Source organism: Streptomyces sp. NPDC029159, assembly GCF_055564055.1.
Genome location: NZ_JBVHWT010000010.1, coordinates 101,284 through 115,670, shown reverse-complemented (window position 1 = coordinate 115,670; position 14,387 = coordinate 101,284). Strand labels below are relative to the sequence as shown.

12 protein-coding genes are annotated in these 14,387 nt (G+C 73.2%); 6 read left to right on the top strand and 6 right to left on the bottom strand.

Going from position 1 to position 14,387, the window contains the following annotated elements; all coding sequences use genetic code 11:
- Positions 1-146 precede the first annotated feature (146 nt).
- The 3 genes from ACZ4U4_RS20470 (at position 147) to ACZ4U4_RS20460 (ending at position 2,264) form a co-directional block, all read left to right on the top strand.
- Positions 147-1,028 carry a glycerophosphodiester phosphodiesterase gene (locus ACZ4U4_RS20470; protein WP_467876119.1) on the top strand — a complete coding sequence of 294 codons (882 nt, stop codon included), beginning with the start codon at positions 147-149 and terminating at the stop codon, positions 1,026-1,028.
- Between the two features lie 92 nt (positions 1,029-1,120).
- Complete coding sequence (locus ACZ4U4_RS20465; RefSeq protein WP_467876117.1) at positions 1,121-1,684, top strand: methylated-DNA--[protein]-cysteine S-methyltransferase; 564 nt, start codon at positions 1,121-1,123, stop codon at positions 1,682-1,684.
- A 37-nt stretch (positions 1,685-1,721) separates the two neighbouring features.
- Positions 1,722-2,264, top strand: coding sequence for a DUF1697 domain-containing protein (locus tag ACZ4U4_RS20460; protein WP_467876115.1), 543 nt, complete (start codon positions 1,722-1,724; stop codon positions 2,262-2,264).
- Between the two features lie 62 nt (positions 2,265-2,326).
- Here ACZ4U4_RS20460 and ACZ4U4_RS20455 read toward each other — a convergent pair whose 3' ends face one another.
- On the bottom strand, positions 2,327-2,788 hold the full coding sequence (locus ACZ4U4_RS20455; protein ID WP_467876112.1) for a type II toxin-antitoxin system PemK/MazF family toxin: 462 nt from the start codon (positions 2,786-2,788) through the stop codon (positions 2,327-2,329).
- A gap of 138 nt (positions 2,789-2,926) precedes the next feature.
- Here ACZ4U4_RS20455 and ACZ4U4_RS20450 point away from each other — a divergent pair, with 138 nt between their 5' ends.
- Positions 2,927-4,357 carry a WGR domain-containing protein gene (locus tag ACZ4U4_RS20450; protein WP_467876109.1) on the top strand — a complete coding sequence of 477 codons (1,431 nt, stop codon included), beginning with the start codon at positions 2,927-2,929 and terminating at the stop codon, positions 4,355-4,357.
- A 37-nt stretch (positions 4,358-4,394) separates the two neighbouring features.
- Here the strand turns inward: ACZ4U4_RS20450 and ACZ4U4_RS20445 are convergent, their stop codons facing one another.
- The 4 genes from ACZ4U4_RS20445 to ACZ4U4_RS20430 all read right to left on the bottom strand — a co-directional run bounded on the left by ACZ4U4_RS20445 (position 4,395) and on the right by ACZ4U4_RS20430 (position 7,625).
- The gene (locus ACZ4U4_RS20445; protein ID WP_467876106.1) at positions 4,395-5,033 is read right to left on the bottom strand and encodes a nucleoside/nucleotide kinase family protein; all 639 of its coding nucleotides are present in this window, start codon (positions 5,031-5,033) and stop codon (positions 4,395-4,397) included.
- 41 nt (positions 5,034-5,074) lie between these two features.
- Positions 5,075-5,515 (bottom strand): hypothetical protein, encoded by a 441-nt coding sequence (locus ACZ4U4_RS20440; RefSeq protein WP_467876104.1) that lies wholly within the window; start codon positions 5,513-5,515, stop codon positions 5,075-5,077.
- A 151-nt stretch (positions 5,516-5,666) separates the two neighbouring features.
- Complete coding sequence (locus ACZ4U4_RS20435; RefSeq protein WP_467876101.1) at positions 5,667-6,587, bottom strand: IclR family transcriptional regulator domain-containing protein; 921 nt, start codon at positions 6,585-6,587, stop codon at positions 5,667-5,669.
- Positions 6,588-6,653: 66 nt separating this feature from the next.
- Positions 6,654-7,625, bottom strand: a complete 972-nt coding sequence (locus tag ACZ4U4_RS20430; RefSeq protein ID WP_467876098.1) for a quinone oxidoreductase family protein — start codon at positions 7,623-7,625, stop codon at positions 6,654-6,656.
- 713 nt (positions 7,626-8,338) lie between these two features.
- Here ACZ4U4_RS20430 and ACZ4U4_RS20425 point away from each other — a divergent pair.
- Together ACZ4U4_RS20425 and ACZ4U4_RS20420 are read left to right on the top strand one after the other, a co-directional pair.
- Positions 8,339-9,913, top strand: a complete 1,575-nt coding sequence (locus ACZ4U4_RS20425) for an FAD-dependent monooxygenase (RefSeq protein ID WP_467876095.1) — start codon at positions 8,339-8,341, stop codon at positions 9,911-9,913.
- 339 nt (positions 9,914-10,252) lie between these two features.
- Entirely contained in the window at positions 10,253-12,127 is a 1,875-nt protein-coding gene (locus ACZ4U4_RS20420) for a CDP-glycerol glycerophosphotransferase family protein (RefSeq protein ID WP_467876093.1), read from the top strand.
- Positions 12,128-12,176: 49 nt separating this feature from the next.
- Here ACZ4U4_RS20420 and ACZ4U4_RS20415 read toward each other — a convergent pair whose 3' ends face one another.
- Positions 12,177-14,309 (bottom strand): NB-ARC domain-containing protein, encoded by a 2,133-nt coding sequence (locus ACZ4U4_RS20415; protein ID WP_467876091.1) that lies wholly within the window; start codon positions 14,307-14,309, stop codon positions 12,177-12,179.
- Positions 14,310-14,387 lie beyond the last annotated feature (78 nt).

The window sequence follows — 14,387 nt, the reverse complement described above, 5'->3', positions numbered from 1 at the left end:
CGTTCAATCTCTGTCCATCCCTCGCCTCCCTCTCCGTACCCCCCGGCTGCGAACCTCTGGCCGTCCGGCACGACATCAGGCCACGTCACACCCGTTCGTCGCACACCTCACACCCGGTCACGTCCACGACGTCACGAGGAGTCCGTATGCGTCTTCGCACCGCCGCCACCGCCCTCTCCGGCGCGCTCCTGGGTCTGTCCACACTCGCCCTCCCAGCCACCGCACAGGCCGCCACCGGCGGCCACAGAACCGTGGCGGTCGCCCACCGCGGCGCCCCCACCCACGCGCCCGAGAACACCGTGGCCTCCATCAACGAGGCCCACCGGCGTGGCTCCAGCTGGGTGGAGAACGACGTGCAGCGCACCAAGGACGGTCAGCTGATCGTCATGCACGACACCACGCTCAACCGGACGACCGACGTGAAGAAGGTGTTCCCGGACCGCGCGCCCTGGAAGGTCGCCGACTTCACGCTCAACGAGATCAAGAAGCTGGACGCGGGCAGCTGGTTCGACGCGAAGTTCACCGGCGAGCGGGTGCCCACCCTCAAGCAGTACATGAACGCGGTCACCCACAACCACCAGCGGCTCCTGCTGGAGCTGAAGTCTCCGGAGCTGTACCCCGGCATCGAGCTGCAGGTCCTGTCCCAGCTGCGCCACCAGGGGTGGCTCGACCGTGACCACGTCAAGCACCGCCTGATCATCCAGAGCTTCAACGGCGACGCGGTGAAGACCGTCCACCAGCTGCGGCCGGACATCAAGACCGGCTTCCTCGGCAACCCCACCGTCGCCGACCTGCCCGCGTACGCGCGGTTCTGCGACCAGATCAACCCGTCGTACACGGTGACCACCCCGGAGTACATCAAGGCGGTGCACGCGCTGCGCGGGCCGCACGGCCGTCCGATGGAGGTCTACACCTGGACCGTCGACGACACCGCCGCGGCGGTGAAGCTCGCCGGGGCGGGTGCGGACGGCGTCATCAGCAACTCCGCGGACACCATCCGCGCCGCACTGCGCAAGAACGGCCTCTGACCTGGCCATACGGCCTGGCGGGCGGATTCGGGAGCGGTTTCCCGGATCCGCCCGCCGCCGCGTTGTCGGTGCCACGCCCTACGCTGAAGGGCGTGACGGATGCAGCGCAGGAATCAGCGCAGAACCCGCGGCGCGACTGGGCATGGACGCGGACCGAATCGCCCGTCGGGCCGCTGCTGCTCGCCGCGACGGAGCAGGGGCTGGTCCAGGTGGCCTTCCACGCCGACGAGCGGACGGTCCGGCGGTCCCTGGCCCGGCTGGAAGGGCTCTTCGGCACGGCCCCGCGCACGGAGATACCCCACCTGACCACGGCGGTGGCGGAGCTGGCGGCGTACTTCTCCGGCGAGCCGACCGTCTTCACCGTGCCCCTGGACTGGTCGCTGGCCTCCGGCTTCCATGCCCGGGTCCTGCACGCGCTCGCCGCGGGCGTGCCGTACGGCAGCGTCGTCGGCTATCAGGACCTCGCCGACCGGGTCGGTGAGCCGGGCGCCGCGCGGGCGGTCGGCGCGGCGATGGGCGCCAATCCGCTGCCCGTCGTCGTCCCCTGCCATCGGGTGGTGGCCAGCGACGGCGGCATCGGCGGGTTCAGCGGTGGTCTGGAGACCAAGCGCATCCTGCTGGCGCTGGAAGGCGTCCTGCCCGCTCCTCTGTTCTGACCGAGCGGCCGCGAGCGGGCGCACGAAAGGCGGCACCATGTCCACGCAGATCGCGCTGTTGCGCGGCATCAACGTCGGCGGGCACAACTCCTTCCCCAAGGCCCGCCAGCTGGAGCTGGCACGGTCGCTGGGGCTGCGGGAGGTCACCGTCCTGTTGCAGACGGGCAATCTCGTCTTCGCCGATCCGGGCACCCCGCCCGAGGAGACCGCACGCCTGCTGGAGGAGCGGATCCTCGCCGATCTGGGGCTGACGGTGCCGGTGGTGGTCCGCACCGGCGCGGAGTTCGCCGCGGGCGTCGCGGCGAATCCGTACCCGCAGGCGGTGGCGGAGCCGCGGACCCTGCACGTCACGTTCCTGTCCGAGGAGCCCGGGGACACCTCGCGGCTGGACGCCCTGGACGCGGCGGCGTTCGCCCCGGACAGCTTCCGGCTGATCGGGCGGGAGCTGTATCTGCACTGCCCGGACGGCATCGGCCGCTCCAAGCTCGCCCAGGCGGTGGGCCGGGCCCCGCTCGGCGTCGTCGCCACGTCCCGGAACTGGAGCACCGTGACCAAGATCCTGGCGCTGACCCGGGCCTGACCTGCGGTTCCGGGCCCGCTCCGGCACGGCCCGCCGTGACCGGTCACGGCGGGCCGTGCGGTTCAGCGCCAGCCGTAGCGCTCCTGGAGCCGCCGCGCGACGAGGCCGAAGCGGCCCCGGTCCAGAGCGCACGCCTCCCGGCGCATCCCCTGGGGGTGCAGCCGCAGGACCCGGTCCAGGTCGACCCACGAGTCACGGCCCGCGCGGTCCCACGGCCCGGTGCCGATGGCTGTCCACTCCCGGTCCTGGTCGTGCGGCTTGCTGGACAGCCGCACGGCGAGCAGCGTGCCCGCCGCCTCCCGGGCCACCACCAGCACCGGACGGTCCTTCCCCCGCCCGTCACCTTCCTCGTACGGCACCCAGGTCCACACGATCTCGCCGGGGTCCGGGTCGCCGTCGGGGTCGGGCGCGTAGGACATCCGTACGGCGCCGACGGAGGCGGGCGGGGCGTCCGTCGTCGCGTGGAGGCCGTGGCTGCCGGGGAGCGCCGGACTGTCGCCGGTCGCGTGGTTCGAAAACGTCACGGGCCCACGCTAACGGCAGCGCGATGACCAGCCGTCAGGGGCCGGGCGGGACCGTGGTCCGGGCCCGTTGTCAGTGGTCGGCCGTACGGTTTTCAGCAGCGGGGAAGGTCAGCGGGACCGCCCGGGGAGGGGATCGCCATGTCTGCATCCACGACGTATCTGGAGCTGTCCCAGGAGGGCGGCGGGGCCCACAAGTTCTACGAGGTGTCGGTGAGCGGCACGCAGGTCTCGGTCCGCTACGGCCGGATCGGCGCGGCCGGCCAGTCGCAGTGCTCGACGTTCCCGACGGTGGAGAAGGCGCAGGCGGCGGCCGCCAAGAAGATCGGCGAGAAGGTCCGCAAGGGGTACGCCCCGGCGGTCCGGGGGCAGCGCGCGGCCCGGCCGGTGACACGCCGCCAGGTCACCTCGGCGCCGTCGACGGCGCGTGCCGTCGCCCCCGTCCTGTGGCGGTTCCGCACCGGCTCCGCCGCGTTCGGCATCCATGTCGACGCCGACCGCTGCTGGGTCGGCAACCAGAACGGCGATGTCCACACCCTGGGCCACGACGGCGAGGTGCTGGCCCGCTATCAGCTCCCGGCGGGCGTCAAGTGCCTGGTGGCGGACGACTTCTGGATCTACGCGGGCTGCGACGACGGCTCAGTGTACGACCTCTCCTCGAAACTGCCGTTCGCCGCGTACGACATCGCCCCCGACGTCGACATCTTCTGGCTGGACATCCGCGAGGGCATTCTCCACGTCGCGGACCGGGACGGCGGCCTAACGGTCATCGACCACGAGGACGAGTACCAGTGGTCGCGCCGCAGCAGCGGCAGCGCCGCCTGGATGGTGCGGCGCGACGACCGCGCCGTCCACCACGGCCACAGCCGCGGCGTGACCGCGTACGCCGCCGACGGCAGCCGGGAGCTGTGGCACACGCCCACCCGGGGCGCGGTGCTCTTCGGCTGGCAGGAGGACGCGTCGGTCTACGCCGGCACCGACCGGCGCGTGGTGCAGCGGCTGGCGAAGCAGGACGGCGCGATCGAGGCGACGTACGCCTGCGACATGGTCGTCTACTCCTGCGCCACGGCACCGGGCGGCCGCTACGTCTTCGCGGGCGACTCGGCCTCCTCGGTGTACTGCTTCGCCGCCGACGGAACCCGGCTGTGGAAGCTCGGCACCGGCGGTGGCTCCGCCCTGTCGATGCAGTACCTCGACGAGAAGCTGTACATGGTGACCACCGACGGTTCGCTGGTGTGCGTGGACGCGAGCGAGACCGCCGTGGCGGCCGCGCGGGCCGGAACGGTCCCGGTCGCCCGGGACGTGAAGTCGGCCGCCGCGCTGCCCACCTACACCCCGTCGGCCACGGTGCAGACGGTGACGGCCACCACCGCCTCCGGCATCGTCGTGGAGTGCGTCCAGGAGAGCGGGCGGCTGCGGGTGCACGTCGTGTCGGACGGCTTCGACCCGTCCTGGAACGTGCAGTTCCCCCGGCACATACGCCGCCCCGGAACGCGCTATGTCGTCGACGGCCTCGCGCCTGCGTCGGGGGGTTTCTACCGCGTGCGGGGCGAGATCCGGCAGCTGGTCTGAGCCCGGCCCCGGCACGGAGCACTCCACGGCGCCCGGGTCAGGCCGATCCGTTCCAGGCCGGCCGGCGCGGATCGTCGGCCCGTACGACGACGTCCGCGGCGTCGACCGGGCAGGTCTCGTCCTCGTAGCGCGCGAACGCCGGCAGCGTCCACCGCTCCCCCTGCGGAGTACGGCGGGCGAGGGCCGCGGCGGACAGCTTCAGGTGCACCGTGAGATCGAAGGGGAACCAATGGCCGAGCAGCAGCGGTCCGTGCAGCAGCAACACCCCGCCGGGCGGCAGTGTCACGTAGTCGCTGCGGGTGGCCCGGTCGACGACGGGGTCCCACAGATCCGGCAGGACCCGCCCGGTGCCACCGGGGTCCAGCGGCTGGAAGACCTCCCGCCACAGGGCACGCCGGTCGAACCACTCGTCGTGGTAGGCGTCCGGGTCGGTGTGCCCGTACTCCAGCCGCAGCGAGGCGGGGCGGAGAAAGCCGTGGGTGTCGAGGGGGAGGGCGGCCCGGCCACGCAGCCGCAGCGCCTCCGCCAGCCGTCCGGCGAGCTGCTCCGGCTCGGCGGCGGGTGCACCGTCGACGGCGATCCGCAGCCAGGGGCCGCCGTCCTGCGCCGGGGTGGTGGCGATGCGCTCGGCGAGCGCGTCGGTCAGTCGTTCCCAGGTGATCGGATGGAGCCGCACCCCGTCATTGTGCACGGCGGCGGGGCGCGGTCTCCCGGAGATCAGCGTGGGAAGGGCCCGTTCCCGTTATGGAGTTGGGAGATCACCCCGGCCTGGATCACGACGCCCTGCTGCACGGAGCCACTCATGGAGTTGTGCACATCACGGACCGACGTGCCGCCCTGCCAGGGCCGCCACTCCTCCTCCAGGGCCGCCAACTCCTCGGCGGCGTCCGGGTCCTCGCGCAGCAGCCGGCGCAGCTGCCCCCGCCAGACGGCGACGACATCGGCGGCCGACTCCTCGTCCCCGTCCTGCCGGGCGGCGAGCAGATCGTCCCGCGACGCGTCGAGTTCCCCCCGGAGGGCTTCCTCGTCGTCCGTGCCGCGCCGCCGGGCGAGGAAGGCGGCGAACCGCCCGCGCACCTGCGCCCAGCCGTCGGTCGCCATCTGCTGTACGAGCGTCGTCGCCATGGTCGTGGCGAGTGCCGTCACCTGCGCGTCCATCGGTTCCCCTTGTCCCCGTCGCCGTTCCGGTACCGCCGTCGGCGCGGCGGCCGTCCGACCGTACGCCGCGCCGACCGCCCGCGTCACGGGATCCGGCCCGCCGGGTGGCGAGCCGGCGCCGGAGCCTCACGGGGCGGGTCCGGGCGGTGGCTCAGGACTCGTCGGCCGCCGGACGGGCCGCGCCGTGGCGGCTGAGTTCGGCCGCCGCCTCCTTCGTCGCCTCGATGAAGGTCTCCGGCGCCTCCGGCATCACCGGCTTCGGCTTGAGCAGCAGCACCGACCCCATGATGGCGCCGTCCCAGATGATGGGCGCCGCGCAGGAGTTCCACCCGGCCATGCACTCCTCGTAGCCCAGGGCGTAGCCGACGTCGCGGACCTCGGTCAGGGAGGCGCTCAGCGATTCGTTGTCCCGGTAGACCCCGGGCCCCGCCTGGTCGGGCACGGGCTCGGCCAGCACCCGCTGCTGCACCTTCTGTGGCAGGTAGGCGAGGATCGTCCGGCCGGAGGCGCCGGTGCGCAGCGAGCGCGTCACGGACAGCACGTCGCGGGGCGTCATGCCGAGTTCGGCGAGGTCGGAGTCGCCGACGGCCATGTCGACGCACTGCCGCTGCGCGCCGGAGAACGGCGCCACCATGTAGAGGAACACCAGGCCGCCGTCGGTGGCCATCCGCAGCTCGCGCAGCACCATCTGTGCGGCGGCGCCGTCGAGGCGGTGGTCGAGGGCGGTGAAGGCGAGCTGGGCCGCCGAGGTGCGCAGCCGGTAGAGGCCGCGGTCGACGCGTTCGAAGATCCGCTGGTAGATGCCGGACTGCAGGATGCGGTAGACGACGGAGTCGTCCAGACCGGTGAACTCCGCGATCTTGCCGGGCCCGTGGGCGGAGCCGCCGAGTTCGGCGAAGGCCGCCTGGACGAGGAAGACCCGCTCCGCATGGCTGGATCCTGTCGCCCGTGTGGTGTCCCGCGGGCGGTACACGGGCCTCCTGCGGACAGCAGTGCCCTTCGGCGGAGGGCCCGCGGGCAGGGCGGTGGTCGCCGCCACGGCGGCGTCGGGCGCGGTGAGGTGGTTGCCCATCGTGTGCTCTCTCCCCTGGCAGTGGTCAGCGCCCGCAGGCGCACGGTGGTGGCGTCCTGGCAGGTTTCAGGTCGTGCTGTCCGGTGCGGTGGACCGGCGCCGGACGTCGAGGGTGAGCTTCCCGGTGGGGGTACGGGCGGCCAGATCGCGGTGGGCCTGCGCCGCCCGGTCGAGCGGGTAGCGGGCGCCGGTGAGCGGGGTGAGGGTGCCGGCCTCGACCGCGTCGAACAGCGCCTGCATCGAGGTGGGCAGGGCGGTCCGGTCGCCGTAGAGCTGCGGCAGCCAGAAGCCGGAGACGCTCAGGGACCGCTCCATCAGGAGGCGGGTGGAGACCTGCGCCAGCTCCCCGCCCGCATAGCCGTACACCGCGAGGCGGCCGCGTGGGGCGACGGCGTCGAGGGTGCGGTGGAAGGTGTCGCCACCGGTCATCTCCAGGGCCGCGGCGACCGGGCCGCCGGCGGCTTCCCGGATCCGTTCGGTCAGGTCGTCGGCGGTGGAGTCGACGGCCGCGTGGGCGCCGAGGTCCACGGCGAGCTTCCGCTTCTGCTCACTGCCGGCGAGGGCGATGACCTTGACCCCGGCGTGCGCGGCGAGCTGGACGGCCAGCGAGCCGACGCCGCCCGCGGCGGCGGGCACCACCAGCGTCTCCCCGGCGGTGACGCGCAGCGTGGTGAAGAGCAGGTGCCAGGCGCTGTTGCCCTGGAGCGCCAGGGCGACGGCCTGTTCGTCACTGACGCCGTCGGGGACGTCCCAGGTGACGCGGCGGTGCAGCAGGGCACGTTCGGCGTAGCCGCCGCCCCGGGACAGCCCGACGACCCGGCGTCCGTCGTCCGTCGTCCCCATCACCTCGTTGCCGGGGATGTACGGCAGGTCGACCGGCGCCAGGTAGGTGTTGCCCCGGACGTGCATGTCCGCGTAGTTGATCCCGGCGAGGCTCACCTCGACCGCCAGGTGGCCGGCGCGGTGCCCGGGTTCGGGGACCTCCTCGGTCCGCAGCACCTCGGGGCCGCCGAATTCCCGCATCACGATCGCGTGCACGACTCTCCCTCAAGGGTCTCGGTGCTGTGCCCGGACAGGGTAGGCACGCCGTCGGTGTTCGAGTGGCCGTCCGACCATTTCGCGCCAACCCCAGTGGGAATCCCGGCCCGTTGTGGCGCGTCAGACGAGAAAGAACGCCGAGATATCTCTCCTCGCGAGAAACTGCCCATACGCTTTCTGCCCATTACGTCGTTTTGCATCAGATCTACGCGCCGGTACCGGCGAGGTGGCTCCCGCCGGACCCTCGGATACTTGCGGGTATCGCATGTGATCTCCGCGGCCTACGATCCGGAGTCGTGTCCGCCGTCGCCGGGCCGGGACGGCCGCGCTCCCCTGGGTTGCGCGCACTCCGCCACGGGGCGGTGTCCGCCCACCGGGTGCGCGACGGGTGGACGACGGGGTGCACCGCCGGGCGGGTTGCGGGGTGTGCACGGGCTGAGGGGGGTCATGATGCGGAAATCCGTCGGTGTACCGGCGTTCGCGCCGCGGTGTCAGGACGTTCAGCAACCGGAGTTACCCCTGGCGGCGCAGGTCCGCCGAGTGCGCGCAAGGCTGTCCGCGCTCCCGTCGGTGTCGGCCTCGTTCACGGCTGTCTCCGGCGCCGTCGTGGCCGCCGCCCGGCGCCGGACCCGCCCTGTGGTGGTGCCGCCGTTCCTCCCCGCGCCCCTCGCCCGTCCGGCCGTCGCGCGCACCTGCGGAGAAAGAGGCTGCCCATGAACACGCCGGACGGCATGAGCGGCCTCCACTTCACCCACCCGTATCTCGCCGTGGTGATGGGCGGCGGCGTCGCGGGCATGCTCGCGGCGGCTGCGCTGTCCGGGCACGCCGATGTGGTGGTCGTCGAGGAGGAGACGGTGCCCCGGGGACCGGCGTCGCGGCGCGCGCTCCCCCACCCACGGCCGGCCTCGCTGCTCACCGACGCGGTTGCCGACACGATCGAGGAGTTGCTGCCGGGGGTGACCGGGCGGCTGCTGGAGGTCGGCGCCCGCCGGTTGCCGCCGACCGCGGAGCTCGCCCCCGCGGCGAGCCGGATCCGCCGCCGGACACCGTCCGGCACGCTCCTGTCCTCCTCCCACGACCTGCTGGAACGGGTGGTCCGCGAGCAGGTGCTGACCCTGCCCGGCGTGACCCTCCTCGACGGCGCCGAGGCCGAGGGCCTGACGGGCACGCCGGAGGACGTCACGGGGGTACGGATCCGCGAGACGCTCGGCGGCGAAGCCCGGCGGCTCGACGCGGACCTGGTGGTGGACGCCACGGGGCGGCGTTCCCGGACGCCGGAACGTCTGGTCGCCCTGGGGTTGCCGGAGGTCCAGCGGCTGGTCGTGGACGGCGGGTTCACCTGCGCCACCCGCGTCTTCCGCGCCCCCTCCACGAGCGGGTCCGCCCTGCTCAGCGCGGGCCACGACACCGCCGGGCAGGTGCTCGGCCGTCACGCGGCCCTGGTCCCGATCGAGGACGGATGCTGGCTGGTCACGCTCGCGGGTGCACCTGGCGAGGAGCCGTCGCACACCGCCGACGGGTTCGTCCCCTTCGCGTGTGAGGTGGGCGACGGCTCCATCGGGGAACTCATCGCCGGTGCCGAGCCGTTGAGCGAGGTGCGGCTCTCACCTCGGATGGCCGGTCACCGGCTCCGGTACGAGGAGCTGGCGTCCTGGCCCACGGGGTTCGTCGTGTTGGGCGATGCCGTCGCCGCGTTCCCGCCCGCGCACGACCAGGGGCTGTCAATCACCGCACGCGCCGCGGTGGCGTTGCGCGACGGGCTGCACCGCCACGGTCTGGACGACCCGGTGCTCGCCCGGAATCTGCAGCGCACGGTCGGCCGTCTCGTCCATGCGCCGTGGGCGCTCGCCACCGGCCAGGACATACGTCGGCCCGGTGCCGCGGGGCCGCGTCCTTCGACGGTCGCCCGCCTCGCCCGGGGCTCCGTGCACCGCATGCTGCGTCCGGGCGCCAAGCGGCCCGCGGCACGCGACGGTCGCCCGGAACTCACGCCTCCGGCCACCCTCGGCACCCGCCCGGGACGCTCCCCTCTCACCGGAGGTCTGCTGCCCGTCGTCTCCCCACGCCCCCTGATCACCCCGCCTCCCTCGACGTCCCTCCCGTCGACAGCCTTGCCGCCAGGCCGCTCGGTGTCCCCCGCCGACCCGCTCCCTGGCGGGCCGCGCACCCCCGACGGCGAGGCACCGTCCCGCCCGTCACCCACGGACGGAACGCCACCGGGCCCGACTCCGGGGCGGACACCACGGTCGTCTTCGGGGCCGGGGACGGGGCCGGCGGCGGAACAGTGAAGGGCGCCCCTCTTCCCTCCCGCCTTTCGGCGTGTGCCGGACGCCTCACCCCCGGTCGGCCCCCACGTCTTCGGGCCCGCTCCCCTCGGCACAGGACGGGCGGACGGGCCTGCTCCGACGGTGCCTCAGCCACTGGCTTACGGTGGTGGATTCACGGTAGCGTCAAAGAACGGACAGGGGTTGCGGGAACCGGTGGAAGGCGCTAATGGCAGGCTGGCCGCGAACCGCGAACCGCGAACCGCGAACCGCGAACCGCGAACCGCGAACCGCGAACCGCGAACCGCGAACCGCGAACCGCGAACCGCGAACCGCGAGGCGTGCGGCTGCCGGTGCGGGGACATGCTCGACACCAGTCACGGTCTGATTCCTCCGCTACGGGTCCCGGTCGGCGCAGATCCTGAGCGCTGGCGGACGTTCCCCACGGAGCGAACCGTCGTCGTCATCGCCCGGACGGTCACCTCCACCGTCCGGGTGCTCGACGTCCTGGGTCCGGTCTTCCGTGACGAGTCGCGCGTCGACCTGGTCTTCGCCTTCGACCCCAGCTCGGCCTTCAACGACGGCGTCCACGACCTGATCCGGTCCGTGGGCGCCCGGGTGCTGCCCTGGCATCAGTACCGGGACCTCTCCCCCGATCTGGTCATCACGGCCACCGAGAACGCCGACCTCGCCGTCGAGGGCCACACCGCTCCCGTCCTCGTCCTGCCGCACGGCGTCGGGTTCCACAAGGTCGTGCCGGATTCCCGGAGCGACCAGGACCGTCTGGCCGGTGTCGTCCCCGACGCGCTGCTGCGCAGCGGCCGGGCGTGGCTCGCCGTCTCCCACCCCGACCAGGCCGACCAGTTGGCCGCCGCTCATCCCCTGACCAAGGGCCGGACGCTGCTCATCGGCGACCCCTGTCACGACACGCTGGTCAACGGCGTGGACCTGCGCGCCGCATACCGCGAGGCCCTCGGCGTCACCGGCAACCGCCGTCTGATCGTGCTCAGCTCGACCTGGCGTGACCGGTCGCTGCTCGGGCAGAACCCGGCGCTGCCCGCCCGGCTGCTCGCCGAGCTGCCGATGGACGATTACGCGGTGGCGCTGGTGACCCACCCCAACATCGTCTCCGCACACGGCGTCTACCAGCTCCGGTCCCTGCTCGCCTCTCCGCTGAGCGCGGGCCTGTTGCGCATCCCGCCGACGGACGGCTGGCAGGCCACGCTGGTCGCAGGCGATCTCCTGATCGGCGACCACGGTTCGGTCACGTTCTACGGTGCCGCCCTGGGCAAGCCGTTGCTGCTCGGCGCGTTCAGCGAGGACGAGGCGGTGCCCGGCACGCCCATGGCGGAACTGGGCAGCCAGGTGCCACGGCTCGTCCCCGGTGCTCCGCTCCGTCCGCAGATCGAACGCGCCCTGACCGACCACGTTCTCGCGCCGGCCCACAACGCGTCCCTCAGCAGACTCGGGGCGAAGGCGCTCATCACCCCGGGCCACGCACTGCGCCGACTCCGTACCGCGATCTACGGCCTCCTCCACCTCGACCTTCCCGAACGGCCTGCTCCGCTGCCGCGTTTCGCCCCCGAGGACCCGCGCCCGGCGGATCCGCTCCCGGACATCACCGCGGTCCACATCACGACCGAGGTCCGTGACACTTCCGACGGCCCGCTGGTCGCCCTCAGCCGGACACCCGCCGCGGTCGGTCACTTCGCGGACGTGGGAGACCCGGAGAACGCGCCCGGGGGCGAGGGCTGTTCTCCTTCCGCGGAGCCGTCGCCCGCCGCCGACACGTTCCGCCATCTGTCCTGCAGCGATCTGGAGCGGGACCGGGAGTTGACGGAGAACGCGTCCGTGCTGGTCCGCGACGCCGTCGCCGGGTCCGTTGCCGTCGCCGACCGGTGGATCGCGGACGTGTTGTCCCGCTATCCGGGCTGCCTGCTCGCCTCGGCAGCCGTCGCCGACGCGGGCTGCCGGGTGGGGCTCCGCGACGGCCGGACCGTCACCGCGACGCTCTCGGACGACCGCCACGGCGCCATGGTCGCGGCGGCGCTCGTCTACGCGTTGCTGCGCTCGGGGCGCCCGCTGGAAGCCGCCGCCTTCACGCTCGGCGACCTCGCGGGGAGCGTCGGCCTCCACGTCGTCCGGCAGGACGGCACGGCGTCCCCGGCCCCTGCCGCGCAACCGGATGCGTACCGGATGGCGCCACCGGTCACCGGGGAGTTCGCGGACCGCCCCTGAGCTGGACCGCACGGCATCGCAACGGTCCCGGGGGGTGGTGGGCGCAGGGTCAGGTACGGGGCGGCTCCTCGGTGTCCTCCTCGGTCCGGGCCAGGCGGCGGCGCAGTTCTTCCGCGCGGGGTCCGCCGCCCGCTTCGTAGATGGCCAGCGCCGCGGTCAGGTGACGCCGCCACAGGTCGCGGTCGCCCCGCTCCTCGGCTATCGCGGCCAGCGTTTCGCGGGCCGGTGCCTCGTAGTGGAGTGCGCCTCGCTCCCGCAGCATGCCGACCGCCTCTTCCAGGGACGCGACGGCCTCGTCGCTCCGTCCGAGACGGTGCTCGGCGCGTCCGATGGCCGCCAGGGCGCGGGCGCCCATCCGGCGGTCGTCCAGCGTCATGAACCGGTCGTAGGCGTCCCGCAAGGTTTCGAGGGCCTGCTCGGTCCGGCCGGCCGCGTCTTCGGCGCAGCCCATGAAGTAGAGGCCGATGGCGATGCCCCGGGCGTCCCCCGCGGCACGGTAGAGCACCATCGCCTCCTCGTACGTCGCGATGGCCCGGGTCGGATCGCAGCGGTCCCAGTACCGGCCGTAGAACTCCCGGACGGATGCCCGGAGCAGAGCGTGGCCGGATGCGTCGGCCTTGACGATGGCGGTCTCCAGCTCACCGCGGGCGCGCTCCGGTTCGTCGCGGTCCATCAGCGGGCGGGACAGCAGGGCGCGCAGTCGGGCCTCAGCAGCCGGATTGCCGTCGGCGGCGGCGTGGGCGGCGCCCAGTTCTCCGGACCGGACCCAGTCGTGGAGGTAGCGCCTGTTGAGGTAGAGCGCGGTGAGAGCCTCCGCCAGCTCCCAGGCCGGGCGGTGCCAGCCGTGGTCGGCGGCGGTGCGCTGGGCGGCGAGGAGTTCGCTGCGCCAGGAGTCCAGCCAGTCCAGTGCCTGCTGCCGGTCGTCGAAGGCCGGGGCTCCCTCGGTGTCGTCCAGCCGCTCGACGTACGTTCCGATGCGCATCCGTGCGGCCATCACGGAGAGGTCGGCCTGTGCGGCGCGGGCCAGGAGGTGGTCCACCACCCGCCGGACGGCCTCGGTGCGTTCGGCTTCGGGGTCGGTGCGGGTGGTCTGTTCGCGGGCGTGGAGGCGGACGAGGTCGTGGAAGGAGTAGCGGCCGTCGTCCGCAGCGGTGATCAGGCTCGCGCGCTCCAGGCTGTCGAGCTGTTCCTGGATCTCGGTGGGTGCCGCCCCGGCCAGGGCGGCTGCGGAGGCGGCGTCCCAGCTGCGTCCCGGGTGCAGGCCCAGGAGCCGGTAGAGCCGGGCTTCTTCCGTGGGGAGGCCGTCGTAGGCGATGGCGAAGACGGCGGAGACGGTGTGTTCCTTGCCGATGCGCAGGGCCTGCAGGCGGTGGTGCTCGTCGGCGAGTTCGGCGGCGAGGGCCGCGGTGGTCAGCCGGGGGTGGGTCGCGAGCCGGGCGGCAGCGACGTGGAGGGCCACGGGGAGGCCGCCGCAGTACTCCACGATGCGGCGGGCGTCCTCGTCGTCGGGGGCGATGCGGGCCTCCCCGCACAGGCGTCGTAGCAGTTGGAGGCCGTGGTGCGGGGTCAGCGGTTCCAGAGGCATCAGCTGGGCTCCGTCCATCATCAGCTCGCCGAGCCGTCCCTGGCTCGTCGCGAGCACCACACTTCCGGGGGCGCCCGGAATCAGTGCACGGACCTGGGCGGGCTCGGTCACGTCGTCGAGCACGAGCAGCACGCGTTCACCGGCGGTGCGGCTGCGGAACAGGGCGGACAGCTCGCCGAGGGAGCGGGGCAGGTACTGGTCCTCCACGCCAAGGGCCCGCAGGCACTGGCTCACCCCTGCGGAGATGTCTCCTCCGGCTTCTCTTCGCAGCTCGGCGAAGTCGACGTAGAAGGCGCCGCCGGGGAAGCGGGTCTCGTCGCGGTGTGCCCAGCGGCGGGCGGTGGTGCTCTTTCCGACGCCGGCCATACCGCTCAGCACGGCGACGCGCGGGGCACCGTGGAGGTCACCGGTCCAGCTGTCGATGGCTTCCAGCACCGGCTCGCGGTCCACGAACTGGGCGAGCTCCGGTGGGACCTGGCGCGGGGTGGGGGTCTTCGGGGGCGGTGGGGCCTGCCAGATGCCCTCGATCACCCCGGCCTGGATCACCGTGCCCTGGACGTTTCCCGAGACGTCGTTCGACACGTTTCCGCCGCTCATGCCGTGTGTCCCCATTCCGGCCTCACGCCCTCCCCGTTGTGCCGTGCTCGACTCCGTACGGTGAAACGCTACTTGACG

Excerpts from the sequence above, each read along its gene's own strand:
- ACZ4U4_RS20460 (WP_467876115.1), top strand. The coding sequence starts at position 1,722 with ATGTCCACGCAGATCGCGCTGTTGCGCGGCATCAACGTCGGCGGGCAC.
- ACZ4U4_RS20470 (WP_467876119.1), top strand. The coding sequence starts at position 147 with ATGCGTCTTCGCACCGCCGCCACCGCCCTCTCCGGCGCGCTCCTGGGT.
- ACZ4U4_RS20425 (WP_467876095.1), top strand. The coding sequence starts at position 8,339 with ATGAACACGCCGGACGGCATGAGCGGCCTCCACTTCACCCACCCGTAT.
- ACZ4U4_RS20420 (WP_467876093.1), top strand. The coding sequence starts at position 10,253 with ATGCTCGACACCAGTCACGGTCTGATTCCTCCGCTACGGGTCCCGGTC.
- ACZ4U4_RS20435 (WP_467876101.1), bottom strand. The coding sequence starts at position 6,587 with ATGGGCAACCACCTCACCGCGCCCGACGCCGCCGTGGCGGCGACCACC.
- ACZ4U4_RS20415 (WP_467876091.1), bottom strand. The coding sequence starts at position 14,309 with ATGAGCGGCGGAAACGTGTCGAACGACGTCTCGGGAAACGTCCAGGGC.
- ACZ4U4_RS20450 (WP_467876109.1), top strand. The coding sequence starts at position 2,927 with ATGTCTGCATCCACGACGTATCTGGAGCTGTCCCAGGAGGGCGGCGGG.
- ACZ4U4_RS20440 (WP_467876104.1), bottom strand. The coding sequence starts at position 5,515 with ATGGACGCGCAGGTGACGGCACTCGCCACGACCATGGCGACGACGCTC.